The sequence below is a fragment of the Bacillus cereus group sp. BfR-BA-01408 genome, assembly GCF_022663305.1.
Classification (GTDB): Bacteria; Bacillota; Bacilli; order Bacillales; family Bacillaceae_G; genus Bacillus_A; species Bacillus_A pacificus.
In genome coordinates this window covers 69,223-83,794 of record NZ_JAKUFF010000012.1, presented here as the reverse complement: position 1 = coordinate 83,794, position 14,572 = coordinate 69,223, and the positions used below count along the sequence as shown (strand labels likewise).

Sequence of the window (14,572 nt, the reverse complement as noted above, 5' to 3'; positions counted from 1 at the left end):
CTCTGTAGTAGCGAAAAAAGGTACTGGAACAAGCCCAGCAGTTGGAGCATCCTTCACTGCGCCTGGAGGAACTCCAGACGCGAAGAAAGCTGAAGATGAGGCTGCTAAGAAGAAAGCTGAAGAAGAAGCTAAGAAAAAAGCTGAAGAGGAAGCTCAGAAAAAGGCTAATGAAGATAAATTAAAACAAGAAGATGCTAAGAAAAAAGCTGAGGAAGAGCAGCGTAAACAACAAGAGCAACAGCAGCAAGAACAACAACGTAAACAACAAGAAGAAGCTCAAAAGAAAGCTGAAGAGGAAGCTAGAAAAAAAGCTGAAGAAGAAGCTAAAAAACAACAAGAACAACAACGTAAACAGCAAGAAGAGGCTCAAAAGAAAGCTGAAGAGGAAGCTAGAAAAAAAGCTGAAGAAGAAGCTAAGAAACAACAAGAACAACAACACAATACCGGTGAAGATACACCACACGCAGACGGAAATGTTGTTACAACAGAGTCTTAATACAAAAAAGAAGTCCTTTTCTCTTAACGAGAAAAGGACTTCTTTTTTGTTATCATTTTCTTTACATATAACTTTTCTATTTCAATATACAACTGCGCTAACTGAATATAAGAATGATAATTATTCGGTTTCTTTATAATGAACGAATAGCGCTCTATAAAATTCACTGGTTGTACTTCCAACATACTCGTGTAATCTTCCATTTCGTTCAAACTATAAACAGGTTGTTCATTTAGCCAATATACAATTGATAACAAATGTGCTGCAAAAAGAATCATTGGGCCTTCAGCTTCTTGCTTATTTCTGTTTCGAAAAAGTGTCGCAATGTCTTCATGCTTACTTTTCCATACATTCAATAATACTGGAATACTATTTTCAATTTCATTCCACGGCTCATATTGTCTTTCCATATCATATATAAAATAAGTATTTTGTATTGTTTCTTCAAAAGACTGTTCTGTATAATACACAATTGAATTTTTACTTTCTTTAAAAAATGGTAAGCATCGAAATTCTTTCGGTATTTCTATCACTCGCTCCATCCTTTATTTCCCCTTCATTCGCTTCTTTCCTTCACGACATACTTCTAGTAAAGGGCACTCCTCACATTGTGGTCGCTGCGCTTTACAGTGATAACGTCCAAAGAAAATCATACGGTGATGTGTGACGCTCCATTCATCCATCGGAATTTTCTTCATTAATGTCTTTTCTACTTCTAACACCGAATCTTTCCATCTACAAATCGCTAACCGTTTACTCACTCTTTCTACATGCGTATCAACAGCAATTGCCGGAATACCAAACGCTACCGAAACAACTACATTTGCTGTTTTTCTCCCTACTCCTGGCAAGTTCGTCAACTCGTCACGGTCTTCTGGAACTTTTCCGTTATAATCATCCAGTAACATCTGGCACAATTTTTGAATGTTTTTTGCTTTATTTCTATACAAACCAATAGAACGTATATCTTGTTGTAATTCTTCTAGCGAAACACTTAAATAATCTTCTGGTGTTTTATATTTTTGAAATAAATTTTTCGTCACTTTATTTACAAGTGCATCTGTACATTGTGCAGATAACGCTACCGCTATTACTAGTTCAAACGGATTATCATGAATTAATTCACAATGTGCTTCTGGATACATATCCGCCATTGTGTCTAAACAATAGCGAATTTGCGTTTTATTTAACATATACTTCCTCCTACATTACTGCTCCAACCAATTATAAAAAGGCACTTTTCCAGTAAATTTCGTCTCTTGTTTTGTCGTTTGCTGCGTTCGTTGTTGATTTGCTCTAAATTTCCGTCCTTGGTTTTGGGCTTGATCTACTGTTTTAATACCATTCTTTTTCCATTCAAATAAAATACGATCAATATATCGGAAATTAAGCTTACCACTCATTACAGCTTCCCTGAGGGCCGCTTGAATTAAATTCGGATGATGTTGATCTTGATCTTCCCACATTCCCAACGTTTCACATTCAAATGGAGAGAGTGGTCTTCCAAATTCTTTTTCAAATACTGTATATAAATTTACTTGCAGTTGCTTTATTTCTTTTTGTTCTTCCTCTATTGATTCATTCATTAAGAAATGCAATATTTTTTCCCATAGCGGTTGTAAAGAATAACTTTCACACATCATCGCTTCTGATTTTTGTCCACCTTCTAGTGATAAAAAACCTTTTTGAATCAATGCCTGAATGACTTCCATACATTTCATTTCGGTAATCGTCATCCGTTCTGAAATCTCTGACGGAGTGGGAAACGAATTGCCCGATTCTAAAAATGTATGTACATGAAGTACAACCATAAATTCCGTTTCATTTAACCCTAATTTTTTATAATGCATCATAAGTAATTTTGGAATTGCAATGCTTCCCTGCTCAAACCACTGTAACATCATTTTCTTTTTCATCACCAAACACCTCGCTCTCTAGTATAACACACCTTTCGCTATTTCTTTTTGCCACAATTCGTCAAAAAAACCTCCCTATTATGTAGGAAGGTTTTTTTGTATTACGTTAATAAAATATACAATTAAGCTTGCACTTTACTTTTCATAAACGTATGAATACGTTCTAATGCTTTCTCCACTTGTTCAAGAGATGTCGCATATGATAAACGAACGTTATTTGGAGCACCAAATCCTGTACCTGGTACAAGAGCTACTTTTTCCTCTTCTAATAGAGCTTTTGCCCAATCATCAACAGTTTCGTATCCTGATAAAGCTACTGCTTCTTTTACATTAGGGAATAAGTAAAATGCACCTTGTGGTTTAATGCAAGTAAAGCCAGGGATTTGAATTAATTTATCATAAATAATGTTTAATCTCTCTTCAAATGCTTGACGCATTGTTTCTACAGGTTCTTGTGAGCCTGCATATGCCGCGATTGCGCCGTATTGAGCGATTGAAGTAGGGTTTGACGTACTATGACTCGCTAAGTTCGTCATCGCTTTAATAAGCTGCTTATTTCCTGCTGCATATCCAATACGCCATCCTGTCATAGAATGAGATTTAGATACACCATTAATAATAAGTGTTTGTTCTTTTAATGCATTAGAAAGCTGGGCAACCGAAGTATATTCTGCTCCACCATAAATTAATTTCTCATAAATTTCATCTGAAACGATTAAAATATCGTGTTCTAAACATACTTCTCCAAGCTGTTGTAATTCTTCTTTGCTGTAAATCATTCCTGTTGGATTGCTCGGTGAATTAATAATAACTGCTTTCGTTTTCTCTGTAATTGCCTCACGCAGCTGCTTCGCTGTAATTTTGTATTCATTATCTTCAAGACCTTCTACATAAACTGGCTTACCACCAGCAAGTTTTACTTGTTCCGGATAACTTACCCAGTATGGCGTAGGGATGATAACTTCATCTCCTTCATCAAGTAACACTTGGAATAATGTATATAATGCATGCTTTGCACCGTTACATACAATAATTTCAGACGGATCATACGCAATTCCTTGATCGCGAGTAAACTTCTTCACAATTTCTTGTTTTAACGCTTGTAATCCACCTGTTGGTGTATACTTCGTATGTCCTTCTAACATCGCTTTATGTGCAGCATCCATAATATGTTCTGGCGTATTAAAGTCAGGTTCTCCTGCCCCTAATCCAATTACATCATGACCTTCTGCTTTTAATGCTTGTGCCTTTGCTGTAATTTCTAAAGTTGCAGATGGTGTTAAAGCAGCTACTCGCTTTGCTAATTTCATTTGTAGTTCCCCCTACATCTATTTTTCAATGCTGTAATGACCAGCATAAGCCCCATTTTGAAACTCTAAATAATAATACGTATAACGATCTTCCTGATCAATATATGTAATTTCCCACAACGGAATATCATTTTGAGCACCTAATTTTACTTTTATAATTTCTTTTGGCTTTGGCTTCGGCTCATCGCCTTTTCCTGTAGCTTGTTCAGCCAACTTTTGCAAAGCTTCTTTTTCAGGAATACCTTCACTCTTTTTCTTCACAAGGACATTCCCTTTTTTATTAGGCACCCAAACAATAATTTGTTCTCCTTTTTCGTCTACACCTTGTACGACTGTATATGAAGAATTTCCGTTATAATAATCCACAGATTTTACTTTTACAAGCTTTGCTTTTTCTTTTGCAATTTCTACAGATTTTGCCTCTTTAGGGATTTTCTTTTCCATTGCTTTATTATAAACATACGCCCCATATATTCCGCTAGCAACGATTACGATAACGATTGCAAAGATCCACTTTTTCATTGTATCACTACGTTCTGTAAATCGTAAATACAGCTGTTTCTTTATCTTTTTCGTCTAATGCTAATCCGAACATGAGGTCCTGCTCTTTTAACGTACGATTCAAACTATCAACGATTTTATACAAGTCAGACGAATATTTAATACGCGTCGTTGATAGGACTTCGATTTTCTTATCCATGAAAAAACTCCTCCGTTACACAAAAATTTCTAATTATAGAAGAACGCAATGCGGTTACAATAAGAGTACATTCTTTACAACCCCTGCTTCATCACCCATCTATTATAGCAGGACATGTACAGCAAAAAAAGGTTTCAAGTCGAAAACCAATACATTTTGTATACAAGAAGTAAGAAAAATAAAATTCCTCCTACCCACATTTTTTACGCCTGAAGTTTACATGCACTTCAGGCGTATTTTTTCTTCCAATTTTATTCAATTGGCCGTTCCTTTAATTGTTCTAACAATTCTTCTAGAGGGCCTTCATAAAGCGGAACAGTTGGAATTGATTGTAAAAAACGTTTTCCATAGGAAGCGCTTGTCAAACGACGATCTAATACAAACACCGTCCCGGTATCTGTACTTGTTCTAATAAGACGACCAAATCCTTGTTTGAAACGCAGTATTGCTTGCGGGAGTGCTAACTTAGCGAATACGTCCTCTCCTTGATTTTTTAACCACTCTCCTTTTGCTTCCATCATCGGTTGATGAGGAGGCGTAAAGGGAAGGCGGACAATAACAAGACAACTAAGGGCATCTCCAGGTATATCTATCCCTTCCCAAAAACTACTTGTTCCTAATAAAATTAATTTATCGAACTCTTGAAACTTACGAATGAGGCGACTTCTGCTCTTATTATTCACACTTTGCGTTAATAATAAATAGCCTTCTAATTCCTCATCATTTTTCAAATTCGTATACGCTTCTTTCAACATTTCATACGAAGTGAACAAAACAAGCATTCTACCTTCTGTAGTTTTCGCTATTTTTGCAATATGAGCCGACACAGATTCAATATATTCTTCATTACTTGCTTGCTTAATAAAAGGCACATCCGTTGAAACCATTAATTTCATCTGTTCTTCAAAATGGAATGGTGATGGGACCTGTAATGTATTTGGAGCAAAATCATGTAAGCCTAGCTCTTCTTTTATATAGTCAAATGAATCGTTTACTGTTAGCGTTGCTGATGTGAAAATAACACTCTTTTTCTCTGTTAAAAATTCATCAGCAAATCTTTCACCAATACGAACAGGTTGTCCATATAAAACAGTTGAATGAATGGTTCCCTTCGTTTCAGTTTCCATCCATGTCACATATGAATTTTTTTCTAAAATGAGTACTTGTAAAGATTGCGCCATCTTTCTCAACAACTCAATTAAATGCATAAATTCACCTGTGACAACATGCATTTCCCATTCTAATTTACTTTGCAATATATCAACTTGCTTCTCAAGTGTAGAGAGTAATTTTCTTACATCATATACAAAGCGATTTGTTAACTCGGTAATACTATCCCATAACTTACCTTTCTCTACTTCCGTGTTATATCGATAAATGAGTGGCATATTGCTGATCCCTTGTTCCTGCTTTGTTTGTTTAAAGATGAATGCACGTAACATTTGGAATAGCTCATCCGCATCAAATTTCAATTCCTTCAAACTATGACTTACCATGCGGAAAGTAGAACGGGAGGCTTGCTCTGATTTTTTCATCATTTTATATACTTTAGAAAGTACATCATCTGTTTCTAGCGTACCAAGACGAGATAAAACTAGCTGGAAATACATACAGGAGAACTGTTCACCTAATGTTCTACTCGCTGCCTCCTCAATATGATGAGCCTCATCAAAAATAATATGTTCACATGAGGCAAACAGTGGTTCTTCACTTGAAAAATCTTGAAATAATAACGCATGATTTGTAATAACGATATCTGCAAATAATGCTTTATTCTTTGCTCGTTGATAAAAACAACGACTATACCAGTTACTTTGCATCCCACCCGGACTATGTACATCACTACAAATCCGGTTCCAAAGTAACTTTCCGCCCTCAGGAATATTTAATTCATCACGATCGCCCGTTTCCGTTTGCAATAACCACACTAAAATTTTTGCCTTTGTGAGCGCCATATCATAATTTTTCTCTTCCTCTTGCAAAGCATATTCAAATTTATGTAGACAAAGATAATGCTTTCTTCCTTTTAGCAGAGCTACTTCAAATGAAAATGGCATTATTTTCTGTAATAATGGAATTTCTTTTTCTAGTATTTGTTGTTGCAGTTGTACAGTTTGGGTACTTATGATGACAGGTTCTTCTTTTTTCTTTGCAAAATAAATACTTGGAAGCAAATATGCAAGAGTCTTCCCTGTTCCTGTTCCTGCTTCAATTAGTGAAAACCTAGAATCTCTTAGCGCTGTATATATTTCCTTCATCATACTCTGTTGGCTTTCTCTTTTTTCAAACTTTGGCATATTCGACTCAAGTTTATCAATTGTCTTATGCAAGAAAGCATCAAATTTAAATGCACATGTTTCACTTAAGTTTAAAGAATAATTCCGTTTTCGAAGTGCAATATTTCGATACACTTCATATCCCTCTGCGCCTTTTTTACCATGCATCATTTTCTTTAAAATATTTTCAGAAAGCACATCCGCTATATCACTTTGAAACACATCACTCAATTCATAAAGCGATTGCAAGGTGACAAGGGGTAACTTCTCAATTTCATTTAAAAATTGTAAAAATAATTCCGCTGTTGCAAGAGCATCACTATCCGCACGATGCGGTTGATCATGCTCTAATTCGTGTTGTTTAGCTAAATCACGTAATTTATAACTATCAGCCGTTGGCAAAAGAATTTGCGCCAACTCAACTGTATCAACTTTTGGACAATGTATTTCTGTATATCCAGCCTGCCTTAATTCTTCCGTTAAAAAATTCCAATCAAAATGAACATTATGTGCAACGAAAGCTGCACCTTGTAATAGCTCAACAACCATCGGGGCTACATCTTGAAATAACGGGGCTTGCTTAACCATACTCTCATCAATCCCTGTTAACTCTGTAATAAATGGCGGAATCTCTCTCTTCGGATTAATAAAAGATGAAAAAATCTCTAATATCTCTCCATCTTCCACTACAACAGCTGCAATTTGGGTAATTTTATCTTTCCCATCCTTCCAGGAGTTCCCTGTCGTCTCTAAATCCACAACGACATAACGCTTACTCATATATGTAACACCTCAATTTCTTACCTATCAAACAGAAAATTATATAATGTTACTATACCACGTTTTATCTCATCTTAATGAAAAGATGCACAAAAAAGCTATCTCCGTAATAGAGATAGCCTTCTTACTTATAGTATCGTTCCTGCTTTTTCAGCACCTAACATTTCAATAATTTGATTATTATCGTCTAATACTGCAATTTTCGGCTCTTGTTTATGAATATTTTCTTCTGCCACTAGACCGTAGCAAATAATAATAACTTTATCTCCTGGTTGTACAAGCCTTGCAGCTGCACCATTCAAACAAACAACACCGCTACCACGTTCTCCTTTAATAACATATGTCTCTAAGCGAGCACCATTATTATTATTTACAATTTGGACTTTTTCGTTTTCTACAATATTTACTGCATCCATTAAATCTTCATCAATTGTAATACTACCTACATAATTTAAATTTGCTTCTGTTACTGTTGCGCGATGTAACTTCGCTCTCATCATTGTGCGAAACATAGATGCTCCCCCTTATTTAACCATTAATGTTATATTGTCAATTAATCGTACATTGTCAAATTTAACTGCAATTGCTAAAATGATTCGTCCTTCAATTTTATCCACTACTTGTAGTGAAGGATACGTATATAAATCAGCATAATCTACAGTGCCTTTCGTATACGTCTCAATATACTCTTTCACAAGAGCTGTAATGATTTCTGCATTACGTTCTCCTGCCTCAATTCTTTCTTTCGCTATACATAGACTGCGGTATAAATGAGGAGCCTCTTCACGCTCTTCTTGTGATAAATACACGTTACGAGAACTTTTCGCTAATCCATCTTCTTCCCTTACAATATCCACCGGTACGATTGTAACCGGAATATTAAAATCAGCGACAAATCCTTCAATGACAGCAACTTGCTGTGCATCTTTCATACCGAAATAAGCACGTGTTGGCAATGTAATATTAAATAGTTTCATTAGTACAGTCGCAACACCAGCGAAATGACCAGGTCTTTGTTTTCCGCATAACACATCGGTACGCTTCACAACTTCTACTGTTGTCGTTTGTTCTGCTGGATACATTTCTTCTACACTCGGATAAAATAAATAATCTACACCGTCTTCTTTTGCTACATTTTCATCTCTATCAATATCACGAGGGTATCGATCTAAATCTTCATTTGGTCCAAACTGTAGCGGATTAACAAATACGCTTAAAACTACAATTTCATTTTCTTCTCTTGCCTTACGTAATAAAGTCGCATGACCTTCATGTAAATAACCCATCGTTGGGACAAAACCAATACTTTTTCCACTTGCACGTAGTTCGTTTGTAATTTGCTGCATCTCTTGCACTGTAGTTATGATTTTCATTATTGTTTTCCTCCGTATAACGCTAAACATTCTTCCTCTTTCATTGTGAATGAATGTTTTTCTTCCGGAAATTGACCTGTCTTTACTTCAGTTACGTATTGTGAAATCCCTCGCACAATCTCCTCTTGAACAGACGTATATTGCTTCACAAATTTCGGAACACGATTTACGCCATATGAGATAAGATCATGATAAACGAGTACTTGCCCATCCACTTTTTGTCCTGCTCCAATTCCAATCGTTGGAATTGTTAGTTGCTTCGAAATGAATTCTGCTAGCTGCATTGGCACACATTCTAATACAAGTGCTATCGCACCAGCTTCCTCACATCTCTTCGCATCTTCTATTAATTTTTTTGCACTTTCAGCATCTTTTCCTTGTACTTTATAGCCACCTAACACTCCTACAGATTGAGGAGTTAAGCCTAAGTGTGCCACGACAGGAATTCCCGCACTCGTCAAGTAATGAATAGTTGATATCACTTCTCCTGCACCTTCTACCTTCAGTGCATGAGCACCACTCTCTTGAACGATGCGGCGTGCATTCACCATCGTATCTTGAGGCGACACATGATACGACATAAATGGCATATCAGTTACAATAAACGTCTGTTTCGCTCCCCGGCGTACAGCTTTCGTATGATGAATCATATCCTCTACTGTTACAGGTACTGTTGAATCATAGCCGAGCACAACCATCCCAAGGGAATCTCCAACTAGAATCATATCAACTTCCGCTTCTTCTGCTAACTTAGCAGATGGATAATCATACGCCGTTAGCATTGTAATCGGCTCACCTTGCTCTTTCATTTTCAAAAAATCTGTTTTTGTTTTCAAAAACTACTCCTCCTTTATATAGGAGAGAGGAGATGGCCGAAATCATATAAAAAACCCCTCTGGCCATAAAAGGGCAGAAGGGTTGTGTGTTAGTCGGCATTATTCATCCCTCTGTCCCAGTCCGTTATTGGATCAAGGCAGAATCCAAGTTATTATTTTTCGTATTGCATCGAATCATGGTGCAGTTCGCTCTGATACTGCCCACATTCGAACTAATTATAGCAAACTCTAAAAAGGAATTACTACATTTTTTTGAAAAAATAATTTTTATCCTTATTACGGTATGTGAAATTTTTAAATAACGTATGCATAGAAAGATAAACAGATTTGTTTACATGCATAGTATAACTCTTAAAATAATGATGCAGGTTAATTGAGGAAACATACTTACAAAAGGAGAATTGCTAATGTCTATAAGCACATGGTTATTTCGATTCATCGGTTTTCTTGTGATGCTTGTGGGAGTAACAACTTTAAATTCCCTCAATGTATTTGCATCAATTAACGTCGTAACACAACCTGTTGAGTCTGCCAAAGTGATTGAAGTCGAGCTAAACGATGATTACTTTAAACCGAACGTCATCACGATTCCAATTGAAGAATCAACAACATTGCTATTGAAAAATAAAGGCAAGAGTGAGCACACCTTTACAGTAAAAAAACTCGGCATTGACGTCGTAGTCGAATCAGGACAAGAAAAAAATATTACCGTGAAACCTAAAAATACTGGTACATATGAATTAATATGCCGGTATCACCTACTTAAAGGAATGGAGGGAAAAGTAATCGTCAAATGACAAGTAAATACTAAAAAATTCATTATCGCACCGCAAACTCATTTCAAAAATATTGAAATAAAAAAGAAGTTCCAAAAGAGGAACTTCTTTTACTTAATTTCGATATCCGCAGAATGAATGTGATGTACTTTTCCTTCATGATCTTCTAGAAGCAATACACCATCCTCTGTAATTCCTTTTGCTATCCCTGTAATTGTCTCTCTCATCGTTCGAGCGTTAATTTCTTTCCCGATGCTCACAGCGTAACTTTCCCAAAGAATTTTAATGACAGAGAAACCATTTTGTAAATACTCTTCATATAATTTTTCTAGTTGTAAAAAGATTTGTTGCATAAGCTCCGCACGAACAATTGGCTTACCAGATTCAATCGCTAAAGAAGTAGCAATATGCTGAATTTCCTCATCAAAATGTTCTTGCTTTTGATTCGCATTAATACCAATACCCATAATGACAGCATTAATTTTATCAGGATCAGCTTGCATTTCTGTTAATATACCTACAGCTTTTTTCCCCTGAATTAAAATATCATTCGGCCATTTTATTCCTACGTTTACACCTGTGCACTTTTCAATTGCTTGCGCAACGCTAACAGCGGCTAACAAAGTAAGTTGTGGTGCATGATGAACCGGGATTGATGGACGTAAAATAATACTCATCCAAATTCCTGTTCCTTTTGGTGAATGCCATTTTCTGCTTAAACGACCTCTACCCGCTGTTTGTTCTTCTGCCACAACAATCGTTCCTTCTTCTGCACCTTCATAAGCAAGTTTTGCTGCAATATACTGCGTCGATTCAACAGACTCTTCAAAATACACTGTTCTACCAATATGTTTCGTTTGTAATCCTAACTGAATTTCATTCGCAGTCACTTTGTCTGGCTTACTTGCAATTCGATAGCCTAATCGACGCACAGCTTCAAGTTCATACCCCTCATTCCGAAGGTCCTCCATATGTTTCCACACAGCAGTTCTTGAGCAACCAAGTTTATCACTAATTGTTTGACCAGATACAAACTCGCCATCCGCTTCCGAAAAAACTTGCAATAACTGCTTTCTTATAGTAGATTGCATTCTTGCAGCCACTCCCTTATACACTCTTTCTCATTCACTACATTTCCTTGTACGATTGCTTCTTCAATTTTTTGAATCATTTCAGCAACCCACGGACCTGGCTTTTTACTTGCCCAGTTTAACAAATCATTCCCAGTCACATTCATCTCTTGTCGATTCTTGATTGGCAATGCTTGAAACAACGTTTGTACTCGTTTCACAGATGTATGATCATAGCTTTCAATCATCGCTTCATATACTCTTTCTGCCATTTCAGCTATATGAATTCCCGTTTTATAAAGAAGAACTGTATCCCAATCCTTCTCCTTTCTCTTACGGACTGTTAATAAAACTGCGACGATATCTTTTATTTTTTTATTTGAAAACTTCCATTGACGTAAAAAGACAGCTGGATGTTCTTCCCCGATACAATATAAGAAAAAGGCCCATGCCTCAATGTCTGTTTCAAAAGAATCCCAGTTATACTGCGTAGCTTTTAACAATCTCTCTTCTGACATCTGTAAATATGGTAGATGAGAAAATAGTTTCGTTTCTACTAATTCTTTGAGAGCCTTCACACAATATGTGCCAGTTAACAGTTTTTCAAACTCCACTGTAATTCTCTCAATTGCTATATGTTCCAGCAAATGTCCATATGTTTCAATTGCTTGTTTCGTTTTCGTCTCTAAAGAAAAACCTAACGTACTTACGAACCGAATACCACGCATCATTCGCAGGGCATCTTCTTGAAAACGATCCGCAGCATTTCCCACTGTCACAATTTCTCTCTTTTGAATCGCTTCCTGCCCAGCAAATAAATCAACCATTTCGCCTTCTTCTGTCATAGCAATTGCATTCATTGTGAAATCACGACGTTTTAAATCCTCTTCTAATGAACGAACAAATTGAACACTACTAGGTCTTCGAAAATCTTCATATTCGCTCTCTGTTCGAAACGTGGTTACCTCATAAGGTTCACCATTTTCTACTACAATTACAGTTCCATGCTCAAGACCAACAGGAACATGTCTTGGAAATATAGCCATCACTTCTTCTGGTAAAGCAGATGTCGCAATATCAATATCTCCAATCGGCCTATCGATAATAAGATCGCGTACGCTTCCGCCGACAAAGTAGGCCTCATGCCCTTGTTGCTTTAAAGTCTCAATAATAGAACTAGCTTTTTTAAATCTTTTCATTTTTGTCATCCCTTAGTACATCATAGTAAATCGTTTCATATTGTGAGACGATTTTTTCAGAGCGGAACTGCTCGTAAACACTTTCTCTTGCTCGCTCTCCCATAATACGGTGAAGTTCTTCATCCTTTAATAGCTGAATAGCTTGATTGGCCACTCCTGTTGTATCGCCAACTTCACATAAATATCCTGTATCACCATGTTGAATGACTTCTGGAATACCTCCAACCCTTGTTCCGATACAAGGTACACCACACGCCATCGCTTCTAATAAAACAAGACCAAAACTCTCTTTCTCTGATAGAAGTAACATTAAATCACTCATCGCAAGTAACTCTGCAACATTATCTTGCTTCCCTAAAAATAAGACGCGATCTTCAATATGTAAATTTTTCACCAACTGTAAAATCGTGCAAAATTCCGGTCCATCTCCAACAAGAAGCAACTTCGCATCTACTTCTGTAACAATTTTAGCAAAAGCCTGCACAACATCTTGCACACGTTTCACTTTACGGAAATTTGAAATATGAATGAGTATCTTTTCACTTTCACTTATACCGTATTCTTTCTTTAATTGAGTCATATCACGCTTGAAATATACACGTTCGTCTATAAAGTTATATACCGTTTGAATGTCTTTATTTGGTTTTACAAGCTCATGCGTTTCGTTAATTAATGAATGCGAGACAGCCGTCACAACATCGGATTGCTCAATACCAAAACGAATTAAATTATTTAACGAAGGGTCGGAACCTAACACAGTAATATCTGTTCCATGCAAGGTTGTAACAATTTTAATACGCTCGCCAATCATTTGTTTTGCTAAATAAGCACAAATGGCATGTGGTATTGCGTAATGCACATGTAAAATGTCTAGGTTTTCTCTTTGTGCAACCTCTGCCATTTTACTCGCTAACGCTAAATCGTACGGTGGATATTGAAATACAGAGTATTGATTTACTGTCACTTCATGAAAGTAAATGTTTGGATACACTTTATTTAACCGGAATGGTAAACCCGATGTAATAAAATGAATTTCATGCCCGCGTTCCGCTAATTGCTTTCCTAATTCTGTTCCAACAACTCCAGAACCACCTACAGAAGGATAACATGTAATACCTATTTTTAATTTCATTTACATCCCCCTATTAAATCAGCATGTAATAAAACCGGTTTCTTACTCATAAACCCTTCGGCATATAAGACTCCAACTTCTTTTCCAAACATTTTCTCACGAGCGACTACAGTTTCAACGTAACCTTCTGTTAACGGCGTTTTCACACCATCACTCCCTGTTGAAAACTGACTTTCATACGCTTCTAGTGCTTCCACTTTTTGCGATACGTATTCACTAATATCTATACAAAAATTCGGTTTATGAAAACCATTAATCATATAATGATAAAAAGACTCCACACGATGTGGTGGAACCTCTGGCATATATTTGCGAATTCCCGCTGAAAAAATAGCTTCTTCCACAAGTTTTGCACAATTTGCATGATCTGGATGACGATCTTCATAATACGGTGCAAAAACTAGTTTTGGTTTATATGTACGAATTACCTTTACAATTTCACGTATATACTCTTCTTTCATATACAAACCACGGTCTGGCATCGCTAAATTTAGTCTCGTTTTTACTCCCATTATACGAGCTGCCGCCTTTGCTTCTTCTTTTCTTAACTCTATCGTTCCATTAGAAGAAAGATCAGCTTCTGTTAAATCACAAATACCTACTTCATACCCTTGCTTCGTATATTTAGCAATGGTACCAGCCATGCCGATTTCAACATCATCGGCATGAGCACCAAACGCTAATATATGTAATCCACTCATAATTGTT

Annotated in this window: 15 protein-coding genes and 1 pseudogene; 2 read left to right on the top strand and 14 right to left on the bottom strand. The window is 36.5% G+C overall.

From position 1 onward, the window contains the following. Positions 1-496, top strand: a pseudogene (locus MR083_RS08745) (penicillin-binding protein); the annotation flags it as partial. Between the two features lie 23 nt (positions 497-519). On the opposite strand, the gene MR083_RS08740 reads toward MR083_RS08745, so the two are convergent. From MR083_RS08740 to panB, 10 genes are all read right to left on the bottom strand, one after another. Further along, positions 520-1,038 (bottom strand): YpoC family protein, encoded by a 519-nt coding sequence (locus tag MR083_RS08740; RefSeq protein WP_014893171.1) that lies wholly within the window; start codon positions 1,036-1,038, stop codon positions 520-522. A gap of 3 nt (positions 1,039-1,041) precedes the next feature. Next, positions 1,042-1,689, bottom strand: a complete 648-nt coding sequence (nth, locus tag MR083_RS08735; RefSeq protein WP_087994413.1) for an endonuclease III — start codon at positions 1,687-1,689, stop codon at positions 1,042-1,044. A gap of 15 nt (positions 1,690-1,704) precedes the next feature. Then, a complete protein-coding gene (gene dnaD, locus MR083_RS08730) occupies positions 1,705-2,412 on the bottom strand; it encodes a DNA replication protein DnaD (protein WP_000728540.1) in 708 nt (235 codons plus the stop codon). Between the two features lie 122 nt (positions 2,413-2,534). Further along, entirely contained in the window at positions 2,535-3,722 is a 1,188-nt protein-coding gene (gene aspB / locus MR083_RS08725; RefSeq protein WP_000761546.1) for an aspartate transaminase AspB, read from the bottom strand. A gap of 18 nt (positions 3,723-3,740) precedes the next feature. Then, positions 3,741-4,244 (bottom strand): cell wall elongation regulator TseB-like domain-containing protein, encoded by a 504-nt coding sequence (locus tag MR083_RS08720; RefSeq protein ID WP_000758750.1) that lies wholly within the window; start codon positions 4,242-4,244, stop codon positions 3,741-3,743. Positions 4,245-4,251: 7 nt separating this feature from the next. Continuing rightward, entirely contained in the window at positions 4,252-4,422 is a 171-nt protein-coding gene (locus MR083_RS08715) for a YpmA family protein (RefSeq protein WP_000358352.1), read from the bottom strand. Positions 4,423-4,673: 251 nt separating this feature from the next. Beyond that, a complete protein-coding gene (dinG, locus tag MR083_RS08710) occupies positions 4,674-7,478 on the bottom strand; it encodes an ATP-dependent DNA helicase DinG (protein ID WP_242268965.1) in 2,805 nt (934 codons plus the stop codon). A 128-nt stretch (positions 7,479-7,606) separates the two neighbouring features. Beyond that, positions 7,607-7,990 carry an aspartate 1-decarboxylase gene (gene panD / locus MR083_RS08705; RefSeq protein ID WP_000490177.1) on the bottom strand — a complete coding sequence of 128 codons (384 nt, stop codon included), beginning with the start codon at positions 7,988-7,990 and terminating at the stop codon, positions 7,607-7,609. 12 nt (positions 7,991-8,002) lie between these two features. Continuing rightward, positions 8,003-8,851: a pantoate--beta-alanine ligase gene (gene panC / locus MR083_RS08700; protein WP_242268962.1), complete on the bottom strand. Its 849-nt coding sequence runs from the start codon at positions 8,849-8,851 to the stop codon at positions 8,003-8,005. Further along, positions 8,851-9,687: a 3-methyl-2-oxobutanoate hydroxymethyltransferase gene (panB, locus tag MR083_RS08695; protein WP_049113576.1), complete on the bottom strand. Its 837-nt coding sequence runs from the start codon at positions 9,685-9,687 to the stop codon at positions 8,851-8,853. The genes panC and panB overlap by 1 nt, the downstream gene beginning before the upstream one ends. 407 nt (positions 9,688-10,094) lie before the next feature. On the opposite strand from panB, the gene MR083_RS08690 reads away from it, so the two are divergent. Continuing rightward, on the top strand, positions 10,095-10,484 hold the full coding sequence (locus MR083_RS08690) for a cupredoxin domain-containing protein (protein WP_000028419.1): 390 nt from the start codon (positions 10,095-10,097) through the stop codon (positions 10,482-10,484). A gap of 89 nt (positions 10,485-10,573) precedes the next feature. On the opposite strand, the gene MR083_RS08685 is transcribed toward MR083_RS08690, so the two are convergent. Genes MR083_RS08685 through bshB1 form a run of 4 tightly spaced genes read right to left on the bottom strand, consistent with a single transcriptional unit; the run spans position 10,574 to position 14,565 of the window. Continuing rightward, positions 10,574-11,554 (bottom strand): biotin--[acetyl-CoA-carboxylase] ligase, encoded by a 981-nt coding sequence (locus MR083_RS08685; RefSeq protein WP_016717023.1) that lies wholly within the window; start codon positions 11,552-11,554, stop codon positions 10,574-10,576. Further along, positions 11,539-12,732: a CCA tRNA nucleotidyltransferase gene (locus MR083_RS08680; RefSeq protein ID WP_000819498.1), complete on the bottom strand. Its 1,194-nt coding sequence runs from the start codon at positions 12,730-12,732 to the stop codon at positions 11,539-11,541. Before MR083_RS08680 ends, MR083_RS08685 begins: the two co-directional genes overlap by 16 nt. Beyond that, entirely contained in the window at positions 12,719-13,864 is a 1,146-nt protein-coding gene (gene bshA / locus MR083_RS08675; protein ID WP_000768300.1) for an N-acetyl-alpha-D-glucosaminyl L-malate synthase BshA, read from the bottom strand. The genes MR083_RS08680 and bshA overlap by 14 nt, the downstream gene beginning before the upstream one ends. Continuing rightward, positions 13,861-14,565: a bacillithiol biosynthesis deacetylase BshB1 gene (gene bshB1, locus MR083_RS08670; RefSeq protein WP_000015666.1), complete on the bottom strand. Its 705-nt coding sequence runs from the start codon at positions 14,563-14,565 to the stop codon at positions 13,861-13,863. Before bshB1 ends, bshA begins: the two co-directional genes overlap by 4 nt. Between the last annotated feature and the right edge of the window lie 7 nt (positions 14,566-14,572).